Source organism: Thalassospira sp. UBA4513, from assembly GCF_002388495.1.
Lineage (GTDB): Bacteria > Pseudomonadota > Alphaproteobacteria > Rhodospirillales > Thalassospiraceae > Thalassospira > Thalassospira tepidiphila.
Map to the genome: position 1 here is coordinate 23595 of NZ_DGMR01000023.1, position 22133 is coordinate 45727.

The following is a 22133-nucleotide window of genomic DNA, read 5'->3' on the forward strand; positions in this document are numbered from 1 at the left end:
TCATACACGCCGTCGGCGAACAGGAAGGATCGGTCAAAAATCGAAATCTTTGCTTCGGTTTCCGGCAAAAACTCGCCGTTCACATAAACAGTGCGCATGGTTACTTCCCTGTCTGGCAAACGGATCTGTTGCGATCCGTCATGGATGGATAAGCGACGTTTCCAAAGACCCGTTCGCGCACGGCCAGTGCCATCGCGATCATTGGCTTGTTCGGTTTCTCCGCTCTTTAGAGTCTCAAATATCACAGGGGGACGCAATCTGTCGCGCAAAAGCTCTATATCGTGCGTGTAAAAGGTGAATTGTTGCTTGAATGGGCCGTGATCATGGGGTGTATGCTGTGAATAAGGCCGCGATTGGTGATATTATTCGAAGATTATTCGATTTAAAATTTTTCGATTTTATGCGTTTGACCGTAACATAGGTTGAGGTTTTATCGTCCTGCTTCATGAGATCAAACGATGATGAAAAGACATCGTCAAAGGAATGGAGCCTTGTGATGAATAGCCACCAGCCCGTCACCCATAACGCCCCGGTCGCACCAGACCATGACACTTTGCAAAGCCGGATCAATGCCAGTTGGGCCGCCCCGATCAAACGCCCGAGGCAGGAAGTGGATCTGGATGCCTATTTCGCCCGGATCGGCTATGACGGCCCGCGCGAAGCCACATTGGAAGTCTTGCAAACCCTGCATGCGATGCATCCGGCAACCATCCCGTTCGAAGCGATTGATGTCTTCAACGATACCCCGGTCAGCATCGATCCGGAGCGCGTCGATCAGAAGCTTATTCATGACGGGCGGGGTGGTTATTGTTTTGAGCAAAACGGCCTGTTTCGCCGGGTGTTGCGCAGCCTTGGCTTTGACGTCGAAGGTCTGGCCGGGCGGGTTTTATGGGGCTATGGCCCGAATGATCTGCCCCGTCCGCGTTGCCACATGGCCATTCGGGTGATGATCGACGGCGAAGCATGGCTGGCCGATGTTGGGTTGGGCGGCTGCGTGCCAACCGGGCCGTTATTGCTTGATATCGAAACGCCACAAGCAACCCCGCACGACACATACCGCGTGACCAAGGGCGCGCACAGCTATCGGATTGAACTGGAACGTGATGGCGTGTGGAAGCCGGTGCATGAGATCGATATCGCGCCGGTTTCGGATATCGATTACGAGGTCATGAACTGGTACGCATCCGATCACCCCGACAGCGGATTTTGCAAGACCCTGATGGTCGCGCGTTCTGCCCCGTTTGCGCGCTTTACCCTGCTTAATAACCGCCTGACCATCCGGCTGGTCACCGGCGAGGAAGAGCAACATACGCTCAGTGTTGGGGATATTCCCCAAACGCTTAAAGACATCTTTGGCATCGAGCCGGACCCGGCCTGGCGCGGCGCCTTTGCCAGACTGGTCAATCACAGTCACGGATAAACGATTGTGCGGTGTTTATCCGTGTGTGTTTGATCAAGGGCGGGGAGTTTTGCTCCCCGCCCTAATTACGTTCAAACGGCTTATTTGCCGGCCTTCGCGTTGGCCTCGTTTGTCAGGCTTTCCATATAGCTCAGCAGATCGGCGATGCTTTGCGAGGTAAAGGAAAATTCCGGCATGGTCATGTTGTCATGCGATACCGTGATGCCTTCGGCCAGGGCTTCTTCAAGGTTTTCCAGCGGCCAGCGTTGCCCGAAACTGGCAAGGGCCGGGGCGGTGGTGACGTTCGGATCGGGCAGGGGATCGCCTTCGAATTTGGTGTGACAGCGCAGGCAGGTCTGCTCGGCAATCGATTGCCCGCGTTCGACATCGCCATAGGCCTCGCCCTTGTGCGCCATGTAATCGCTGATCCCCCACATGCCCAAGGCCACAACACCGGTCAACAGGATGACAAGGCTGGTTTTCTGCATGGCGGGCTCCCGGATGGTGTTTCTTCGTTGTCTGATGACTGATTGTATAGCAGGGCAAGGTAACGAATTTCCTAAAGGTAACGTCGTTGCATTCTAATGGCAGTAAGAATAAAATCGAAAAATTCATACGATTTGTCTGATTTCATTCAGGGGAGACAGGAATGAAAAAATCACCGCTTTACGCTTTTGCGCTTTCGGTTTTGTTTGCGACGCCTGCATTGGCTCATACCGGGGCCGGTTCGGTTTCCGGGTTTGCGTCGGGCTTTAGCCATCCGATGGGCGGTCTTGATCATCTGCTGGCGATGATTGCGGTTGGCGTTCTGGCTGCCCAGCAGGGCGGGAAAGCCGTCTGGCTTTTGCCGGTTTCGTTTGTGACGATGATGGTGGTTGGCGGTGCTTTGGGGATCGCAGGCGTCGCAATGCCTTTTGTCGAGCTGGGTATTGTGGGCTCCGTGATTGTCCTGGGCGCTGTGATCGCGCTTGGCAAACACATGCCGACCGGCGCTGCGATGGCGTTGGTGGGTGTTTTGGCGGTTTTCCATGGTCATGCGCACGGAACGGAAATGCCGATTGATGCCAGTGGTGTTGAATATGGTCTTGGCTTTGCGATTGCGACGGCAATTTTGCACGCGGTCGGGCTGGGTATTGGTTTTGGCGCAAAAAAGATTGCCGAAAAAATCGCACCTGTCGCCGTTCGCATCGGCGGTGGCATGATTGCCGCGGCTGGTGTGGCCTTACTGGCTGCCTGACGAGTGATATAATTCCATCCGATCTGTCTCGGATGTGGAAAAGAAAGGGGTGGCATAAAGCCACCCCTTTTCATTTCATGGATCAATTCAATTAAGCGGAATGTCGAGCCCTATCCGGAAGGTGCTTGCCTGGGTTGAGCTTACATCCTGATTAAATGAAGATTTGAACTTGCTGTTATCCGGCAGGAAACCGAAAGTTACCGGCGTGTTGGCAATGATTTCAAAGCTATGGGACTCATAGTTCGCCAGGCCAATGCCGTCATAGGCATATTTGGCGTAGATACTTCCGCCATCTTCAAAGGTGATGTCTCCGCCAAGTTCCGCTCTGGCGCGCAGCTTTTCGGTATCTACTTGGCTTCCGTTATTATGTGCAATCGGTGGTGCCCGGAAATCCCAAATGCCGCGAAGAGCAACGAATGGCCGATATATTGGGCCATCTTCGACTTGCAAAACGCGAACAACTTCCGGGCCGAACGTAAGGTTGCCGAAGGTTATTGTCTGGGCTTCGATCCGCTCCCCGCCAAAGTTTGTGTATGCTTTTTGTTCTTCACGGAAGTAGTTGATGCCGATCTGCGGATAAAATTCCCAATTTTCTGAGCGGATGTCGCCGGTCAGATTGGTTTCCAACTGTGAGCGTTCACCGTCATATTTGTCCCAACCCCGGCCGAGCGGATTGATCTTGTTTTTTGATTCGCCCCAGGCAACGCGACCATCCCAAATCAGGTTTTCATCCAGTCGAGACACCATATAGGGCCCGACCATCCAGCCTTTTCCCTCACCTTGGCTGTCTTGGCCAGTGGCAGTCGATTTGTAGAGGTCATATTGGCCAAGGATGCCAACCATCGTGTCTTTATCAACACGATAGTCGATGCCCGTCATAAACAGGCCGAAATCGCTGTCTCCTGCTGTGCCACCCCGACTATCATTAATGCCTTCCCATCTGCCCTTCACCCACAGGTTCATCGGGCTTTCAAAATTGGAAAACGCGCTGGGCGGGAGACCACCTGTATTTTGCTCTCCGGCAGCCAGTTCTCCCGTCCAGTTCATCACACTATTGAGATTTGCTGCAAAGTTGCCTCTTCCTTCGTTCAACTCCAGTGCAACCGGCAAAGTCAAACCTGTGGATTCCGTCAGGGCATTCCCGAATGCGGCGCTGTCGCCAAACAAACCGCCAAGGCTGCCGCCGCCACGGCCAAATCCGCGTCCGGTAATCAATCCGGAAAGGCTAACACTTTGCGACGTCATGTTTCTGATATGCGTAGCAAGTACAGTCTTGATCGCAGACTGGGATTCTTCAAGGTTCCCGGCGGGGGCAAGTGTGTTGTCAAACAGCTTTAGGCTCGCTGTTCCTTTCACCGTGCCGCCTGAGTTGCGCAAGGTAAAGGAAATGAAAATATCGCGCCCGGCAATCTGGGGAAGATTGAACGTGACTAATTGTCCTGCAATGGTGGAGCCGCTCAGAATTAGTCCGTCGAAATTAGCAAATGATCCCGGCGTCGTTCCTTGTTGGATGGTGACGGTGAGCGACGATCTTCCTTGGGGCGATCCCGAGAAGGTTGCCCAAGTCAGGTCACCAGTGCCAGCGCCGCCCGCACTCGCTTCGAGAGAAATGTTGGCGTCACCAAAGGTCGCCCCGCCACTCAGCGAGATTTCCAGCGTATCGCCCGCTGCAAATCCGGATGGTGCCGGATTTGCCTCCTGGAAGAAGGTCAAGCTGTCGCCGGACACTCTTTTGCTGGCTTCGGTTGTAATCGTCTGTGTCGGTGTCGCTGCACTGCCACCCGCGTTTGTTACGCTGTAGGCATAGGCGCTATTGGGCGCGACAAGCAAAAATAGTACACCAGTGCAGAGCCGCGCGAAGTTGGTTTTTATCTGCATTGTCGATTTTGTTTTTTTGTACCGTGTTGTTTCACGTTTTATATTTATTTTCAGTGTGTTGTTGGTAAGCCTAGTTATAAGAAGCAATGCCCGCCACAATATGTGGCCAGACTTAAAATAGCTTTCCATAGCTCAATCGTTCTCCCAGACAATGCGTTTTACGCCACTGTTGTCTTCTGGCTGCTCTCACAGCAAACAGGGTCATCGTGTTCATGCCATAAGGTTTGCCTTATGAACTGCATTGGGGATGAGAAGGGCTCTGAAAGTCTGCTCTGCTTGCGCCTGATCACATCATCGGATTGCAAAACGCCAAGTTTTTTACCCGGGTCAATGCTTCAACGGTTATCCGCCAGACAGGTCTTTGTCTGATGCATGAATTTCCATCACGCAAAGACACCTTGAAGATCGGCTAAATTTTCAAGTGAACAAGAAACGCTTCAATCCCCGCGCAAAAAATTAAGCTGCATCTCCGATAAAGAAACATGCAATTTGGTGCGGGCATACGTTTGCTGCGCTTTGGGGATACTCTGTACGCTTTCTGGATATCGCACCCGGTTTCTAGCCGGATCGACCATTTGAATGAGTCTGGACCCTAGAACAATAGACGTCGAACGTGCGTTAGAGGCAGGCGAGTGCGCGGCTGGAGATCGATACCGAATTCTTTGCCGGATCTTTGAGGTTCGCGAACTGGTAGCTGTCGGCTAGATGGATCGGTCCGACAGCTACCCCGGATTTGATCAGGGCGTTTCGGGTGCTTTCGACATCCTCGACTTCAAAGACCAGTTTGATCAAAGACTGGCCCGCTTTCTGACATTTGCCTGCCGGATGCGGCATCAGGATCAGGCCCCATCGGCACGGCGCAGTTCGATGATGCGATCATCGTCTGATGGATAGGGTGCTTTATTGATGTTGATAATCAGTATCATTTGCGCTAAGCGTGTCATCCCATGCGGGCACCGGCTTGCCCGCATCGTGCAAAGGACATTCTGATTGGCTTCGAACGCGACATCAAATGTGACGTCATTGGCGCTGTTCATGCGCCAACGATCCGCACTTGTGAACTATGCCAGCAGCATCATCGGCAGCCGCGTGCAGGCCGAAGATCTGGTGCAGGAAGCATGGTTGCGGTTTGATGCGGCGACCAAGGGGCGGTTTCTGGACGATACCACCGGCTATCTGTACCGGATCGTGCGCAATCTGGCACTTGATAGCAAACGCCAGATTGCCCGTGAAAGCAGCCTGACTGGTGCATCTGATTATGACGTTGCCGTGCAAACCCGCGCATCCGACAGCCCGGACCCGGAAACAGTTGCGGTGTACAAGGATGAATACGCGATTTTGATGCAAGCCCTTTCCGAACTGCCCGAACGCACGCGCATTGCCTGCGAGATGCATCGGGTGGGTGGGGCGAAACTGCGCGAGATTGCCGATTATCTCGATATTTCCGTGCCGCTTGCCCATAAGCTTGTATCTGAGGGCATTGATCATTGCCGTGAACGGCTGGGTGGCTGGCCATGAGGATCATTCATCGCCCGACCAAACAGTCTGACCGTGCAGAAATTTGCACCATAACCCGCACAGATGGTGACGTGTTGCGTGATATCGGCTATATCGCCCTGATCGCGCCAGGTGGTGCAACGGAGGCGCAATAGGCTGATGGCAGAGATAACCGATCCAGTTCAAAAACAGGCGGGCAAGGCCGCGACCGACTGGTTGATCCGCCTGCAGGAAAATCCGGAAAACCCGGAACTGCAAGCGCAGTTTGCCGATTGGTGTGCCGAGGATCCAGCCCATCTTGATGCCTGGAACGCCACGCAAAAGACCGCCGATCTGATGGCGAAGGCCGCACCGTCTGGCAGAGCCGATTGGCAGGCGTTCCTTGAAGCGCGCCGTGAGGCTGGCGACAAAGGCGGTGCCGACGGTCAACAGAATGACGCGGTCGCGGCCCTGCTGAATATTGATTACGAAAAGGCCGTTGCCGAGGGCAAGGTCATCTCGGCGCAAACCCGGTTTCAAAAGCGCGGCAATATGTCCTGGCGCGGCATCGGGCTTGGCGGAGTGGCGGTGGCCGCATCCCTTGTGGCCGCCATCATCGGGCCGGATATCGCAACCCATATGCAGGCCGACCATGTCACCGCAACGGGCGAGATGCGCACCATCACGCTTTCTGACAACAGCACGGTGACCCTTGCGCCGGAAAGCGCGATTACGGTGCATTTTGACGGGTCAACACGCTTTGTCGAGCTGCTCGATGGCGAGGCGTTCTTTGACGTTACCCCGGATCCGCAAAAGCCGTTTCGCGTCGGGGCGGATCAGGTGACGGTGACGGTGCTTGGCACCGGGTTTGATGTTTCCGAAGGCAATGCGGTCTCCATGGTTGGCGTGGAACACGGACGGGTGCAGGTCGAAAATGCCGCCAATGTTCCGGCGGTTTTTGAAATTCTTGAGGCTGGGCAGAATGTCCGGGTCGGGCAGGATGGCACGGTGACCCGTCATCCCTCGCCGACAAGCCAGATCGGTGCCTGGCGCAAGAACCAGCTGATCGCACAGGATCAACCGTTATCCGAAGTTGTTGATCAGCTTCGGCGCTATTTCAATGGCACCATCCTGATCACCGATGAGGTGTTGGCTGCCCAGACGGTCACAGGGGTCTATCGCCTTGATGATCCGGTGTCGGCCTTGCGCGGTATGGCACGGGCGCAAAAGGCGACGGTGCGTGAAATCACCCCGTGGGTTCTGGTTGTCTCAAAGTCCTGATGGCGGTGGGGGCTGGATTTCGGCCCCGTTTATGCTCACTTGCCAGAAAAAATAATGCCTTTCAAATCCGCAGAACTTTGCGGGTTTGGAACCATCCTGATGATTTCCCATAAAAATTTTTGAAAAAACAGAACCGGCATCCGTTTTGTCTTTTATGCGAAATTGAGAAGCGTTTGCATTCTCAATTTGTTTCAGGCATAGGACATGAAACGGAGATAGAAGAAAATGAACAATGGGGGTGCAGCTCGACTGCAAAAACGTGGTCGTGTTGTGGTAATAGCCAGTGCCTTGATGATGACAACCGCCTTGGCGCCGGTCGTGTTGTTTGCACCTGATGCAAATGCACAGGTCAGTGCGGGCGGGATCAATGCCGAGCACACATTTGATATTCCGGCCCAGTCACTGACCAGTGCGCTGGCGCAGTTTGGCGTACAGGCCGGTGTGCAGGTCACGGTTGACGGGGCGCTGGCACGCGGAATTGATGCGCCGACCATCAATGGCACGATGCGCGCAAGCACAGCCCTGGAGGCGCTTCTGCGCGGGTCGGGGCTTGACTATGACGTGACCAGCGATGGCACGGTTGTGATCGAAGCCGTCACCAGCAGTGCCGGTGAAGAAGTTCTTGAAACGCTCCGGGTCGAGGCCAATGCAGCAGAGGCCTACGATCCCGCTGATGCCGTCACCGATAGCTTTGTCGCACCGCGCAGCCTGACGGCATCGAAAACCGATACCCCTGTTCTGGATGATCCGGCCTCAATTTCCGTGATCACCCAAAAGGAAATGGAAACCCGCAAGGTTCAGGATTTGCAACAAGCGGTATCTTACACAGCCGGTGTCGCGGTGGATGATTACGGCTCGGATGACCGCTATGATTTTATCCGTATTCGCAGTTTTGCCCTGAATTCGCTTGGCGGTTACCGGGATGGCCTTGCAGAGCGCATCTATGGCTGGACCACCAGCCGTTCTGAACCCTATGGCCTGCAACAGATTGATGTTCTGAAGGGCTCGACCTCCAGTCTTTTTGGCCTGAATGGGCCGGGTGGTCTGATTAACGGGATCACCAAGCGCCCGGAAGACGAGGCGCGCGGTGAAGTTTTTACGACATTTGGTGAAAATCACCTGACCACCGGTGGCGACGTGACCGGACCGGTTGCCGAAGACAGCAACTGGACATACCGTCTCACCGCCCTGTGGCAGGACGCCGAACGCGGACAGGATTATTCGCGTGATGATCGCCTTTATATTGCGCCTGCCTTTACCTACAAGCCCAAGGCAGGGACCGAGTTCACCATCCTGACCGATTATAGCGAGCGCGACAGCAGCCTTGGTTATGGCTTCCCGCGCGGTGTTGATGTTGATCCCGACACTTTCCTGGGCGAGCCCGATTTCAACAGTTTCGCAACCGAGCAGTTTGACGCCGGTTACCTGCTGTCCCATCAGTTCGCCGACAAATGGACAGTGCGCCAGAATGCGCGTTACACCCATGTTGAGCTTGATAACAAGCAGGTCTATGGCGCGGCGATCAATCCGGCAACAGACCGAACCGCCTGGACGGTGGATGGTACGCTTGATCGTTTCTCAATCGATAACCAGCTTCAGTACGACACGTCCTGGGATCAGTTCGACAGCAAGACCCTGATGGGTGTTGATTTCACCAATGACCGCAACCGGGAAACGGTACGGACCGGTACGGCTGACGGGATCGATATCTTTAACCCGGTCTATTGCGGGCTATCATGCATCAATCTGAACAAGCTTTATCGCGATTGGGATGTAAATCAGAAATCCTACGGGGTTTATGCCCAGGAACAGCTGACGATTGATGAAAAGTGGATCGTGACCCTGGGCGGGCGGTTTGACTATGTCGAGACCGAGACGGAGTATCTCGATACCGGGCTTGTTGAGAATGACGAGGCCGATGCTTTCACCACCCGTGCGGGCCTGACCTATAAGGTGACTGATGATTTCTCGGTCTATGGGAACTATTCGGAATCCTTCCAGCCGCTTTATGCCGCAACGGCAAACAGCCTTACCTCCGTCACCGGAGAGCTCAAGCCACAGGAAGGCACGCAGTATGAAGTTGGCATGAAATATGTGCCTGCCGACTATGATGCTATTTTTACCGCTGCCTTGTTCGATCTGGCGCAGACCAACGTCCCCTATAACATCAGCCCGACAGAGAAAAGCCAGGTTGGTGAAATCCGGACACGAGGACTTGAGCTTGAAGGCAAGATGTCCTTGACCGATCACGTCAACATGACGGTTGCCTATACCTTCATGGATTCCGAGATTGTTGACGATGGCAACGGCACTGACGAGGGCAATCGCCCAAGCCTGACGCCAGAGCATATGGCGTCGGCCTGGCTGGATTACACCATTCCGCAAAGTGGCTGGCGCGGCGATCTGACCTTTGGTGGTGGGGTGCGCTTTAACGGGCAGACCTATGGCGACAACGCCAATCAGGTCAATGTGCCGTCCTATACGGTGTTTGATGCTGCAATCAATTACGCCGTGACCGACAATGTCGATCTGTCGATCAATGCGACCAACCTGTTTGATCGCGAATATCGCACAACCAGCTATTTCGGGACCGACTATTACGGCGATGGCCGCAAGGTTCTGGCGACTCTGAAATACAGCTGGTAACGCCAAGCCTTTAAACAGAAGCGGCCGCCTGCTGTGATCACAGGCGGCCGTTTTGTTGTGTCGGGACGGGGTATAAAGACCTAGCTGCCGTCAGCAGTACGAAAGACCGTCATGCCGTTGACGACAACCCGCCCATCGGGCAGCAGTTGGCCATCATATTCGGTCGTGCCTTGCGGGCCGGGGCGACCGGCAGCAAGGCCATTGACGGCAAAGGGCACAAGCGCGCCAAGGATGGTCGGGTTGTCTGGCGTTCCCAATAGGTCGACCAGCTTTTCCTGACCCAGAAGTCTGAAATCAAACTCACCGGTGAAGCCATAACGTGCCGCGGCCTGTGCCAGGAATTCGCCAGAACCCAGCGCCTCAAGCCCGCGGGATTCAATATAGAACTCGTCAACCTTGACCGGGGCGCCGTTCTGGGCGGCCTTTTTCCACAGCGCATCGCCAATCTGGCGACGGGCAAAGCGCGGGGCGGTGCCGGTCAGGATATCGTGGAAACCCTTTTCGATAATGGGCTGGGCATCAGACCATGGCAGACCGGTACTGCTGCTTTTGACCCGTACCGTGCGGGGCTGGATCAGGCTTGGCAGCCACAAACCATCATGGGAATAATCAAGGTGGGTTGCGCCGTCTTTGTCAGGATAAAGCGTGAAGCTCGCCGATTTGATCGATCCGCGCTTTTCGCGGTTCGGCCCGGTCCACTCGGCTGCCTGCCAGGCGATCTTCGCCATTTCGGGCAACCATTGAATGATCAGCCCATTCATCAGCCAGTGCTTGCGCGAAACCGGTTCATCGCCGACCAGAAAATCGGCAAAGCCGTCAAAGGTAACCGGCACATTGCGCGCGGTATCCCAGCGCAGATAACCCCCGGCATTGCGCAGCGTAAGGTCACGTTGATCCGTGGTTGCCTCGGCCAGCATTTTGGCCTGTGTGGGCAGTTTGACATCAAGATCAACCTGATTGGCACTATCGGTATCGCGCACCGTGACCAGAACGTCATCCATCGCCAGCTGGCGCGGGCTGGAATAGCCGCTGAGATCAATGGAAACCGCGTCATAAACCAGTTCGACCGCATCGCCATCCACGGGGCGGGCATCGACCTCGGTCGCGGAAATGCCCGATTGCATCAGGATCGCATCAACGGCAGTCCGGGCATCTTCGACTGAAATAGCGTCGGCACGCGTGGTCAGGCCGGCAATCGAAATTGCCAGAACGCCAAAGCCGGTAAGTGCCTTTCGCAACTGCATGACGGGATCCTTTTGCTTGCCAGAAGGGGGAAATACGCCCTCTGTTGGTAACGCAGGCCAGAGTTTACCCCAAATTTGGTAATGTTAGGGCAAAGTAATTCAGGTGTGATGCAGGTCACCCTTCGGGAAATTTCGCCACGATCGGTCATAACTGACAGGATGCTGTCAGGAGGGGCTGGCTATAAAACCGGTCACCGACGACGAAGGGGGATTTATTTGTTCGCACAGTCGAACGTGTCACGCGCTTGCGGTGTTGCGACACCACACAGGAAGGTTTCAACCGCGCGGGCAACGCGTTCAGCAATCTGCTGATCGGTCATTGGCGGGCGCGGGTTGTGTTTCATGATGCGCGACAGCCAGTCTCCGATGACCATGGATTCAAACATTTCAGCCGAATGATCCGGGTCGTCGATGATCATATTGCCAAGCTTTTGTTGCCTTGAAAGGTAATCGGCAAGGTGCTTGCGCGTGCTGTCGGGGCCAACTTCAAAGAATTTCTCGATCAAGGGTAGAAAATGCTGGCCTTCGGAATACAGAATCTGGGTGAAGCGGGCGACTTCCTCGGTTACAATCTTTTGGGCCAGTTTCGTGCCGAAGTCCGTAAGGGCATCACGGGGAGGGAGATCGGTTTCCAGTGAAATATGCAGTTCGGCTGAGAATTCTTTGCATTGCTCGGTCATGACCGCAGCCAGCAAGCCATCCTTTCCGCCAAACGCTTCGTACAGGGTTGTGCGCGACCCGCCAGATTTTGAAATCACGTCATTGAGGGTCACGCCAGCAAAGCCACGTTCAAGCAATAACGCCCATGCAGCATCCATCATTGCACGACGGCGTGCAGTACCGCGAGAATGTTGTTTTTCAAGCTTTTCGGGCGTTTCACTCATCTTTCTTGGCTCTGCTGTTTTTGGCTCTTGATCGTGCAGCGCACAATGTGTACTGTACCGTACAGTATTTATAAAAGCAATGGCAAAGCGCACACCACACGGCTTTGCGCGGACTTAGAAGGAATAAGCATTTTGTCCATGCGATCTTGTTTGAAATTCGCTGGTATGGCAGCGCTTGTCGTGCTTGTAGCCGCCTGCAGCGAGCAGAGCGAAGGTGACCAACAGGCAGCCGCCCAGCAACAGCCACAGGCGACCCCGGTCGGTACCGTGACGCTGAACGCGCAGACTGTTGGCCTGGTTGAGGAAATGCCCGGTCGTACCGTTGCCTTCCGTCAGGCAGACATCCGCCCGCAGGTCGATGGCATTATCAAGGAACGCAACTTCACCGAGGGTGCGTTTGTTGAAGCCGGTCAGCAGCTTTATATGATTGATCAGGAAGTGTACCTGGCGCGCGTTGATGCCGCACAGGCCGAACTGACCCGTCAGCGCGCAACCCTTGATCAGACGACCAAGACGCGTTCGCGCTATGACCCGCTGATCAAGTCGCAGGCCGTCAGCCAGCAAACCTATGACGATGCGGTCGCCGCAGAAGCACAGGCAAAGGCAGCGGTTGCCGCGGCACGTGCCGAGCTTGAACAGGCGCGCATTAATCTCGCCTACACCACGGTCACCGCACCGATTTCCGGTCAGATCGGCTCGTCGGATTATTCCGAAGGTGCGCTTGTGACCGCCAATCAGTCGGCAAAACTGACCACCATCACCCAGCTTGATCCGATCTATGTTGATGTGACCCAGGCCGGTGGCCGGTTGCTGAAGATCAAGGAAGCCATCCGCAATGGTCGCATCAAGGGTATCGAGGAAGGCCAGATCGAGGTTTCCCTGATCATTGATGCCACCGGTGAAGAATATCCGCACAAGGGCACCTTGCAGTTTTCCGATGTGACGGTGAATGAAACCACCGGCACGGTGCGGTTGCGCGTTGTGTTCCCGAACCCGGATGGCACGCTTCTGCCGGGCATGTTTGTTCGCGGTCAGGTCCGTCAGGGGCATCTTGAGGACGCATTCCTTGTGCCGCAAAAAGCGGTGATGCGCCGCCCGGATGGCTCGGCTTATGCCTATGTCGTCGAGGATGGCAAAGTTGCCTCCAAGGATCTGACGATCGAGCAGTCGCAGGGACAGGATTGGCTGGTGACGGCCGGTATCGAAGATGGCGCGCAAGTCATTGTTGATGGCATCCAGCGTATCGGACCGGGTGCACCGGTTGCGCCACAGCCCGTTGAAACCGCCAAAGCCGCCGAATAAGGACTTATTCAATGGCAAAATTCTTTATTGATCGCCCCGTCTTCGCCTGGGTTGTCGCCCTGGTGATCATGTTGGCGGGGGGACTTTCGCTTTGGCAGTTGCCAATCGAACAGTATCCGTCGATTGCACCGCCGTCGGTCGAGATCGAGGCAACCTATCCGGGGGCATCGGCCCAAACTGTTGAAAACACGGTCACCCAGGTGATCGAACAACAGATGAACGGGCTTGATTACCTGCGTTATATGTCCTCGACGTCTTCGGGGAACGGTCAGGCAACAGTGACCTTGACGTTTGAGCCCGAAGCCAATCCGGACATCGCCCAGGTTCAGGTGCAGAACAAACTGCAGGCTGCCATGTCGTCGCTTCCGACCGAGGTGCAGCAGCAGGGTGTGACCGTCAGCAAGTCCAGTGGCTCGTTCCTGATGGTTGTCGGCTTTGTCTCGGCAGACGGATCGATGGATGCCGAAGACCTTTCGGACTTCGTCGTTTCGTCGGTGGAAGACCCGATTGCCCGTGTGAATGGTGTTGGTTCGGTTCAGGTGTTCGGTGCGCAGCACGCGATGCGCATCTGGCTCGATCCGAACAAGATGCTGTCCTATAACCTGACGGTGATGGATGTTAACAATGCCATCGAGGCACAAAACACCGAAGTCACCGCCGGTCAGATTGGCGGCGCGCCGTCGATTGACGGTCAGCAGATCAACGCAACCATCACCGCCCAAAGCAAACTTCAGACGGTCGATGAATTCTCCAACATCCTGCTAAGGGTCGAAACCGATGGCTCTCAGGTGCGTCTTGGCGATGTTGCCCGCATCGAGATCGGTGGCGAAAGCTATAACATCGTCGGGCGTTACAATGCGCAGTCGGCAACCGGTATTGGTATCAACCTTGCCACCGGTGCCAATGCGCTTGATACCGCAGATGCGGTCAAGGCCCGTCTGGCAGAACTAAAACCGTTCTTCCCGCAAGGCATCGAGATCGTCTATCCCTATGACACGACGCCGTTCGTCGAAGTGTCGATCGAGGAAGTGGTCCATACCCTGTTCGAGGCGATTGTCCTCGTCTTCCTGGTGATGTTCCTGTTCCTGCAAAACTGGCGGGCAACGCTTATTCCGACGATTGCCGTGCCGGTTGTCTTGCTCGGTACCTTCGGGATCCTTGCGGCCTTTGGCTATTCGATCAACACGCTGACCATGTTTGCGATGGTGCTGGCCATCGGCCTTTTGGTCGATGACGCGATTGTTGTGGTTGAAAACGTCGAACGTGTGATGCACGAAGACGGGCTTCCGCCACGCGAAGCAACGCGGAAATCCATGGGCCAGATTACTGGCGCGCTGATCGGTATTGCCTTGGTGCTGTCAGCCGTGTTTGTGCCGATGGCGTTCTTTGCCGGGTCTACGGGGGCGATTTATCGTCAGTTCTCGGTCACGATCGTTTCGGCCATGGCGCTTTCGGTGGTTGTGGCAATTGTTCTGACACCGGCCCTTTGTGCGACCATGCTCAAACCCGGTCATGAAGATCCAAGCAAGAAGAAAGGCCCGTTTGGCTGGTTTAACCGCGGGTTCGATAAGACCAACAACTTCTATCAAGGCAGTGTTGGTCATGTCGTGAACCGCAAATGGCGCTATCTGTTCGTCTACGGCATTCTTGTCGCGGCCCTGATTGCGCTGTTTGGTCGTCTGCCGGGATCGTTCCTGCCAGAAGAAGATCAGGGCATCATGTTTGCCATGGTCCAGCTTCCGGCTGGCGCATCTCAGGAACGCACGGTTGATGTTCTCAAGAAGCTTGAAACACACTTCATGGAGAACGAGGCGGAAAACATCGATGGTCTGTTCACGGTTGCCGGCTTCTCGTTCGCCGGGAGTGGCCAGAACGCCGGTATTGCCTTCGTGAACCTGAAAGACTGGTCGGAACGTACCCGTCCGGATCAATCGGTTGATGCGGTGATTGGCCGTGCCTATGGCGCATTTGCGGGTATCCGCGAAGCCATGGTCTTTGCCTTTGCACCGCCGGCGATTATCGAACTTGGTACGGCAAACGGCTTTGACCTGCAGCTTGTGGATCGCGGTGGCATTGGTCACGATGCCCTGATTGCGGCCCGCAACCAGCTTTTGGGCATGGCATCACAGGACCCGCGTCTTGTCGGTGTGCGTCCGAATGGCCTCAATGATACCCCGCAGCTAAACGTCAATATTGATCAGGAAAAGGCAAGCGCCCTTGGCGTGAGCATTGCTGATATCAACCAGACATTGGCAGCAGCCTGGGGGTCAAGCTACGTCAACGACTTCATCGAAAACGGCCGGGTCAAGCGCGTCTATATGCAGGCAGATGCCAAATACCGCATGATGCCCGAAGACATGGATTACTGGTATGTCCGCAACCAGATGGGCGAGATGGTGCCGATTTCGGCTGTCTCGACAAGTGAATGGACATATGGTTCTCCGCGTCTGGAACGCTTCAACGGTCTGTCCTCGCTTAACATTCAGGGCTCAGCCGCCCCGGGTGTGGCATCGGGTGACGCGATGAACGCAATGCAGGAACTGGTAAACAAGCTTCCGGGTGGTATCGGCCTTGAATGGCAGGGACTGTCCTATGAAGAACGCGAAGCGGGCGAGCAGGGACCGGCATTGTATGCCCTGTCGATGATCGTCGTGTTCCTGTGTCTGGCAGCGCTTTATGAAAGCTGGGCCATTCCGATTTCGGTGATGATGGTCGTGCCGCTGGGTGTCCTTGGTGCGGTGATCGCAGCGATGCTGCGTGGCCTGCCTGATGACGTCTATTTCCAGGTGGCCATCCTGACCACGATTGGTTTGTCGGCCAAGAACGCCATCCTGATTGTCGAGTTCGCCCGCGAACTTTATGACCAGGGCATGGGGCTTCTTGAGGCAACTGTCGAGGCCGCCCGTCAGCGTCTGCGTCCGATCATCATGACGTCGATGGCCTTCACCCTTGGTGTTGTGCCGCTGGCGATTTCGACCGGCGCCGGTGCCGGGGCCCGTGTGGCCGTGGGTACCGGTGTGATGGGCGGGATGATTGCGGCAACCGTGCTTGCGATCTTCTTCGTGCCGCTGTTCTTTGTTCTGATTGTTGGCACCTTTGCCAAGAACCGGAAGAAAAAGGACGAAGTCCAAGCCGCCCACGAACATCCGGCAGAATAAAATTTAAGGCCAGCCTTGATCAAAAGGCTGGCCTTAAACGGCATCGCGCCGTGACGGTGCAGAATTTAAATTTCTGCATGATCCCCCGACCCCGCCGTTGCGCGTGCGAAAGAAAGGGCCGATGCGTTTGCATCGGCCCTTTTGTTTTGACCGCAACCCCCAATAAGGTCAAGCGCCTTTTGGATGGGCCAATGGCCGTCAAACGGGCCTTAACCCGGGCGATAGGGCCAATTCACAGGACGAAAATCAGGTTTTACTCATGCTATCAAGGGTCTGGCGATGGGTATGCATCTGATGGAAAATCGCGTATCGGCGATCATGATCTGCCTTGGCTGACGGATCTGGTGCGTGGGCGGTTTCCTTGCTGGCCATCTGGCGTGCGGCCCGGGCAAGGCCGCCTTTTGCATCCAGGGCACCGGCGGCCAGCATCGCCGATCCCAGAAGAACCGGCTCCTCGCAATCAGACATCACAACCGTGCAGCCGGTGACATCGGCATAGAGTTTCACCAGTACCTTGCTGGCGGTGTGCCCGCCGCTTAGGTGAATGTGGGTGATGTCATAGCCGGTATCATTCATCGCATCGATGATATGGCGCGTGCCATAGGCAATCGCGCAGGCAGTCGCCCAGTAAAGCTTCAGGAAGCTTTCCTCGCTTTGATCCAGTGTCAGGCCGGAAATCACGCCAAGCGCTTCCGGATCGGCCAGTGGTGATCGGTTGCCATGGAAATCTGGCAGGACATGCAGGCGCGGCGCCAGATCGGTCTTTTCCGCCATCATCGGCATCAGTTTTTCACCGGCAAGCTTGTGGGCATCACGGCCCATGTCATGGGAAAACGGATGCATGGCAACGATGTGATCCAGCAACGCACCGGTCGCCGATTGCCCACCTTCATTAAGCCAAAGGTTCGGGGCAATCGCCCCGAAATAGGGGCCCCAAACTCCTTTGATAAAGCGCGGTTCTTTCGATAGCGCCATATGGCAGGTCGAAGTCCCCGCGATCATGGCAAAATGCTGATCAAGGTTGCCATCAAGATATTCACCAAGGGTACCCAGCGCCCCGGCATGGGCATCAATCAGGCCAGCCCCGACCACACAATCGGTGGTCAGGCCAAGGTCGGCCGCCCCCTGTTCGGAAAGCGATCCGATCAGTTCCCCAACCGCAAGCGCGGGATCATGCATGTTGATCTTGTCATTCAGGTCTTCCATGCCGATGGCTTTAAGGAAATCGCGATCCCAGGGTTCATCCTGATGGGCAAGATAGGTCCATTTGCATGTCACCGTGCAGCAGGACCGGGCGTTGCTGTCGGTTGCGCGGAACGACAGGAAATCGGCCAGATCATACGCCGCGCCCATTTTCTGCCAGGCGGCATTGTGATGGCGTTTCAGCCACATCAGCTTGGGGATTTCCATTTCGGGTGACATGGTGCCGCCGATATATTCCAGCACCTTCGCACCGGTGGCGGTGCATTCCTCGGCCTCGCGCACGGCGCGGTGATCCATCCAGACAATCACATCCCAGTTGTCCGCGCCATTGGGGGTGACGCCCAGTGGTTTATTATCCTGATCGCGGATCACGAGCGAGCAAGTGGCATCAAACCCGATGGCGGCGACCTTTTGCGCGGGGACCCCGGATTTGGCCATGGCATCACGCACCGACTGACAGACCGACTGCCAGATATTTTCAGAATCCTGTTCGACGAAATCGGGTTTCGGGCGGTTCATTGCAATCGCGTGTGCGGCACTGCCCAGCAATTTGCCATTGGCGTCAAACACGCCGGCGCGCGCACTTCCGGTGCCGACATCGACACCGACAAAACACGGGTAAGTGGGACTCATGATCTGGTACTCCTCCGCATATCCCCTAGCTTTTCGGGATTTCTCCGATGCCGGGTGATCTTTTGTTTGGGCTGTTGTTTCGTCTGTTTTGGGCTCAATTTTGCCTGAGTTGATCAAAAGTTCATTAATTGGTCAAATGTTCATTTTTGTTGACGCTGAACTTGCCAGTTGGCTAGGCTGTCGGGATAACACAAACGAAACAAGCCAGGTTTAACATGGCAAATGAAAATAAAGTCCGAGGAAACAATGTCCAAGGCCCGACCGATGATGGCGGGACCGGTATCGTAACGTCAGCATCAGAGATCCAAGGTCTGTTTGACGCCTGTCGTGTTGTCCTGTTTGACTGTGACGGCGTTCTGGTCAACAGCGAACCGATCTCGCTGGCAACCCTTGTCGATGTGCTGGAACACTTTAACGCGCCGCTCAGTCTGCGCGACGTATCTGACCGATTTACCGGACGATCAAGTTCCGCACCGATTGAATATATCAAAACCCAAACGGGGCGCGATGTCAGTGCGGAATTCAAACCGTATTACTATAAAATGCTGTTTGACCGCTATGACCGCGACCTGACCAAGATTGACGGGATCGAAACCGTCCTGACCGTCCTTCAGGCACGCGATATTGCCTTTTGCATTTCATCAAGCAGTTCTGTCGAACGGCTTGAAAAAACCATGCAGGTCACGGGCCTTGGCCCTTGGTTTGACGGGCGTGTTTATAGTGCGGATTTCGTTGAAAACGGCAAACCGGCCCCGGATCTTTTCCTGCATGCGGCCAATGCCATGGGATATGTCCCGGGTGATGCCATCGTGATCGAGGATTCTGTTGCCGGGGTGACGGCGGCACGGGCGGCGGGCATGAAATGCATAGGTTTTGTCGGCGGCGGGCATTATGCCGATGACCGCGAAGGGGCCAGCCTGCGACTTTATGAAGCAGGCGCCGACATTGTTATTTCCGACATGTCGATGTTGGCACAGGCGATTGCGGTTTAGCGCAGCTTACCGCTGGGTCAGAAGTTTCTGATAGCGGGTCTGGCTTTGGCTTAGGTGATCGCGCATCGCCTTGCGGGCGGTATCTTCGTCGCGCGCGGCAATTGCATCATAAATCCGGCGATGTTCACCGGTGATCATCTGCATATAGGCCTTTTGGTCTTCGGCCTCTGGCGGACGACGGCGCAATTGCGCGCGCGGTATGGTTTTATCGCCCAGATGTTCGAGGAACTCGGCAAAGCGGCGATTGTTGGTGGCGGATGCAATCGCGCTGTGAAATTCGAAATCGGCCTGTTCGGTCGGCTCGCCCTTTTCAAGTGCGCGTTCCATTCTGGCCATCGCCTCGTAAATCTTGGTTTGCTGCGCGACAGAGCCTCGCGTGCAGGCAAGCCCGGCCGCCTCGATCTCGACCGCCATGCGCAATTCAAGAATTTCCAGAACGTCGGACACTTGCGCGTAATCAACCGCAAAGATCGATTTATCATTGGCCCGCGTTTGCGGTGAGAGAACAAACACCCCGGCACCCTGACGCGGTTCCAGCAACCCGTCGGCCTTAAGGGCGGCAATTGCTTCGCGGATCACGGTGCGGCTGACGCCAAACTGTTCGGTCAGAACCGGTTCGGTCGGCAATTTGCTTCCGGGTTCGCGTTGCCCGCTTTCGATTTCTTGGCGCAGGCTGGCAATGACTTTTTCGGTCAGCGATACTTTGCGCGGGGCGGCCGACACACGGGGTTTGTTCATTTTGCGTATCCGATAATTCCGGTGTAAAACAACCGGATATAAAAATGGCAGGTTGGCGTTAATCTTTGTTTGCGCCATTGCAGTTACCATCTTCAATTAATCGAACGATAGTGGTTCTGTAAAGTCATCATATGATTTTGGTTGGATTTGAGGCACACAGGAATGGCCAAAAAAGGCGAACCTGAATACCGTTGGAACAGTGGTCCTTTTCAGATCGGAATTGTCCCAGAGGGCGGGGCAATATCGCGGATTGACTGGATCCGCCCGGATGGCAAGGGCATTATCAATTTGTTGCGTCCGGTCACCCCGGAGGCGATTGCATCGGGCAATCCGTCAAATTTGGGCTGTTTCCCGATGGTGCCGTTTGCCAACCGACTGGCCTTTGCCGAGTTCGAGTTTGATGGCCGTATCGTCAAGGTCCCTGCCAACCGCCCACCCAGCCCGCATGCCATTCACGGCTTTGGCCGATCTTCGGAATGGCAGATCGAACGCCCGACTGTTGATACGCTGCGCTTCAATCACAAACATGACGATCCGCAAAGTGGCTTTGTCTATGTCGCCTGGCAGGAAATCAAGGTCACCGAGGGGGATGTGACCATCGAAATCGGTGTGCGTCATCTGGGTCGAACACCGATGCCCTATGGCATTGGTCTGCATCCCTGGTTCCCGGGTGGCGAAGATGTTTCGGTCGCCTTTATTGCCTCTGACAGTTTCGCAACCGACGAGGATATGCTGCCAACCGCGCGCACGGTGATTGATCTGGGTCGCGATTTTTCCGATGGTCGCATGATCCGCCATAACCTGGCACTTGATGCCCATTATGCCGGTTGGCACCTTGAAGCCGACATGGTCTGGCAGGATGCCGGTTACAGTGTGAAGATGCTGGCAAGCGACAGCCTGTCAAACGTGCAATTCTATATCCCCGAAGACGGCAAGACATTCTGTGTCGAACCGGTCTCCCACGTTCCAAACGTTCATAATCGTCCGGAATTCAAGGAACTCGGCGATCTTGTCGTACTTGATAACAACCAGACGCTGACCGGGACCATGACGCTGATCCCGACCTTGCTTGAGACACCCGATAACGGCTTGGTCGACGAGGACGAGGTTTTCGGCAAACCGGGCAATCGCGACTATTCGCTGGTGGATTGATCCGAAACGGCGGGCAGATCGGCAAAGGCTTTACCGACCAGAAGTTTATCGATAAAAACTTACAAGTAAGTTTTACAAGATAACAAGTCCGGGGGACGGATGTCGGAATTGCTTTTAAGGGTTCAGAAGCGCGAAAAGCTTGCCGATCAGCTTTATGGTCAGATCCTTGAACAGATCATCTCGGGCAACCTTGCCGAAGGTGCCAAGCTGCCCTCGGAAAATGAAATCTGTGCGTCCTTTGGGGTGTCGCGCCCGGTTGTGCGCGAAGCGTTGCGCAAACTGCAATCCGATGGGTTGGTCTATGCCCGCCAAGGGGTCGGGTCGTTTGTTAAAAAACGCCCGCCACAAGGTCTGATCGAGTTTGGCGGTGTCAGCGATGTCGCGGGGCTTCTGCGTTGCTTTGAGGCACGTTCCGCGATCGAGGGCACAACGGCCCGCATGGCCGCCGAACGCGCCAGCCCCCGCCATCATCGCGAAATTGAAAATGCGCTTAAACTGCTCGAAGACGGGGTATCAGCCGGTGATATTGCCGATAAGGCCGATCTGGCCTTTCACATGGCAATCGCACGCGCCAGCGGCAATGAGATTTTCGTTACCATCCTTAATTCCCTGCATGAAGTGATGTCGAAATCCATGCGTGTGGCGCTTAATATCACGCGCGGGGGCTCGGCCGAACGTGCGCAAAAGGTGCTTTCCGAACACCGTCAGATCTATGATGCGATCCTTGGTCATGATGGCAATAGTGCCGAACTGATGATGCGCTATCACCTGCATCAGGCCCGCCAACGCGTTACCGACCACGCCCGCGACAAGTAATCAGATGTGCCGCCCGGCCTGACGGGTGCGGGCAGGGGCGGGCACAAATCCTGTTGACGAACAGGGCCCCGGACTGGCAAACCAGACACAACAA

18 protein-coding genes are annotated in these 22133 nt (G+C 55.3%); 11 read left to right on the top strand and 7 right to left on the bottom strand.

Going from position 1 to position 22133, the window contains the following annotated elements; genetic code table 11:
• Nucleotides 1–496: 496 nt before the first annotated feature.
• A complete protein-coding gene (locus tag B2T33_RS09190) occupies nt 497–1420 on the top strand; it encodes an arylamine N-acetyltransferase family protein (RefSeq protein WP_286791737.1) in 924 nt (307 codons plus the stop codon).
• Nucleotides 1421–1500: 80 nt separating this feature from the next.
• On the opposite strand, the gene B2T33_RS09195 is transcribed toward B2T33_RS09190, so the two are convergent.
• Nucleotides 1501–1887: a c-type cytochrome gene (locus B2T33_RS09195; RefSeq protein WP_064781830.1), complete on the bottom strand. Its 387-nt coding sequence runs from the start codon at nt 1885–1887 to the stop codon at nt 1501–1503.
• Nucleotides 1888–2048: 161 nt separating this feature from the next.
• Here B2T33_RS09195 and B2T33_RS09200 point away from each other — a divergent pair, with 161 nt between their 5' ends.
• Nucleotides 2049–2636, top strand: coding sequence for a HupE/UreJ family protein (locus B2T33_RS09200; protein ID WP_286791738.1), 588 nt, complete (start codon nt 2049–2051; stop codon nt 2634–2636).
• An 87-nt stretch (nt 2637–2723) separates the two neighbouring features.
• Here the strand turns inward: B2T33_RS09200 and B2T33_RS09205 are convergent, their stop codons facing one another.
• Together B2T33_RS09205 and B2T33_RS09210 are read right to left on the bottom strand one after the other, a co-directional pair.
• On the bottom strand, nt 2724–4643 hold the full coding sequence (locus B2T33_RS09205) for an autotransporter outer membrane beta-barrel domain-containing protein (protein WP_286791739.1): 1920 nt from the start codon (nt 4641–4643) through the stop codon (nt 2724–2726).
• A 489-nt stretch (nt 4644–5132) separates the two neighbouring features.
• Nucleotides 5133–5348: a VOC family protein gene (locus B2T33_RS09210; RefSeq protein WP_286791740.1), complete on the bottom strand. Its 216-nt coding sequence runs from the start codon at nt 5346–5348 to the stop codon at nt 5133–5135.
• 156 nt (nt 5349–5504) lie between these two features.
• On the opposite strand from B2T33_RS09210, the gene B2T33_RS09215 reads away from it, so the two are divergent.
• The 4 genes from B2T33_RS09215 to B2T33_RS09230 all read left to right on the top strand — a co-directional run bounded on the left by B2T33_RS09215 (nt 5505) and on the right by B2T33_RS09230 (nt 9917).
• Entirely contained in the window at nt 5505–6032 is a 528-nt protein-coding gene (locus tag B2T33_RS09215) for a sigma-70 family RNA polymerase sigma factor (protein ID WP_232308341.1), read from the top strand.
• On the top strand, nt 6029–6166 hold the full coding sequence (locus B2T33_RS09220; protein ID WP_286791741.1) for a hypothetical protein: 138 nt from the start codon (nt 6029–6031) through the stop codon (nt 6164–6166). The genes B2T33_RS09215 and B2T33_RS09220 overlap by 4 nt, the downstream gene beginning before the upstream one ends.
• A 4-nt stretch (nt 6167–6170) precedes the next feature.
• The gene (locus B2T33_RS09225; protein WP_286791742.1) at nt 6171–7271 is read left to right on the top strand and encodes a FecR family protein; all 1101 of its coding nucleotides are present in this window, start codon (nt 6171–6173) and stop codon (nt 7269–7271) included.
• A 225-nt stretch (nt 7272–7496) separates the two neighbouring features.
• Complete coding sequence (locus tag B2T33_RS09230; RefSeq protein ID WP_286791743.1) at nt 7497–9917, top strand: TonB-dependent siderophore receptor; 2421 nt, start codon at nt 7497–7499, stop codon at nt 9915–9917.
• Nucleotides 9918–9997: 80 nt separating this feature from the next.
• Here B2T33_RS09230 and B2T33_RS09235 read toward each other — a convergent pair whose 3' ends face one another.
• Together B2T33_RS09235 and B2T33_RS09240 are read right to left on the bottom strand one after the other, a co-directional pair.
• Entirely contained in the window at nt 9998–11161 is a 1164-nt protein-coding gene (locus tag B2T33_RS09235; protein ID WP_286791744.1) for a hypothetical protein, read from the bottom strand.
• A 212-nt stretch (nt 11162–11373) separates the two neighbouring features.
• A complete protein-coding gene (locus tag B2T33_RS09240; protein WP_286791745.1) occupies nt 11374–12045 on the bottom strand; it encodes a TetR/AcrR family transcriptional regulator in 672 nt (223 codons plus the stop codon).
• Between the two features lie 165 nt (nt 12046–12210).
• Between B2T33_RS09240 and B2T33_RS09245 the strand changes: the two genes are divergently transcribed.
• Nucleotides 12211–13347: an efflux RND transporter periplasmic adaptor subunit gene (locus B2T33_RS09245; RefSeq protein ID WP_286791746.1), complete on the top strand. Its 1137-nt coding sequence runs from the start codon at nt 12211–12213 to the stop codon at nt 13345–13347.
• Nucleotides 13348–13358: 11 nt separating this feature from the next.
• Nucleotides 13359–16505 (top strand): efflux RND transporter permease subunit, encoded by a 3147-nt coding sequence (locus B2T33_RS09250; protein ID WP_063087892.1) that lies wholly within the window; start codon nt 13359–13361, stop codon nt 16503–16505.
• A gap of 246 nt (nt 16506–16751) precedes the next feature.
• Here the strand turns inward: B2T33_RS09250 and B2T33_RS09255 are convergent, their stop codons facing one another.
• Entirely contained in the window at nt 16752–18341 is a 1590-nt protein-coding gene (locus B2T33_RS09255; protein ID WP_286791747.1) for an FGGY-family carbohydrate kinase, read from the bottom strand.
• A 215-nt stretch (nt 18342–18556) separates the two neighbouring features.
• On the opposite strand from B2T33_RS09255, the gene B2T33_RS09260 reads away from it, so the two are divergent.
• Nucleotides 18557–19333, top strand: coding sequence for an HAD family hydrolase (locus B2T33_RS09260; protein WP_286791748.1), 777 nt, complete (start codon nt 18557–18559; stop codon nt 19331–19333).
• A 6-nt stretch (nt 19334–19339) separates the two neighbouring features.
• Here B2T33_RS09260 and B2T33_RS09265 read toward each other — a convergent pair whose 3' ends face one another.
• On the bottom strand, nt 19340–20071 hold the full coding sequence (locus tag B2T33_RS09265; RefSeq protein ID WP_120226528.1) for a FadR/GntR family transcriptional regulator: 732 nt from the start codon (nt 20069–20071) through the stop codon (nt 19340–19342).
• Between the two features lie 162 nt (nt 20072–20233).
• On the opposite strand from B2T33_RS09265, the gene B2T33_RS09270 reads away from it, so the two are divergent.
• Together B2T33_RS09270 and B2T33_RS09275 are read left to right on the top strand one after the other, a co-directional pair.
• Nucleotides 20234–21223, top strand: coding sequence for an aldose 1-epimerase (locus B2T33_RS09270; RefSeq protein ID WP_286791749.1), 990 nt, complete (start codon nt 20234–20236; stop codon nt 21221–21223).
• 99 nt (nt 21224–21322) lie between these two features.
• Nucleotides 21323–22039 carry a FadR/GntR family transcriptional regulator gene (locus tag B2T33_RS09275; RefSeq protein ID WP_008890164.1) on the top strand — a complete coding sequence of 239 codons (717 nt, stop codon included), beginning with the start codon at nt 21323–21325 and terminating at the stop codon, nt 22037–22039.
• The last annotated feature ends 94 nt before the right edge of the window (nt 22040–22133 follow it).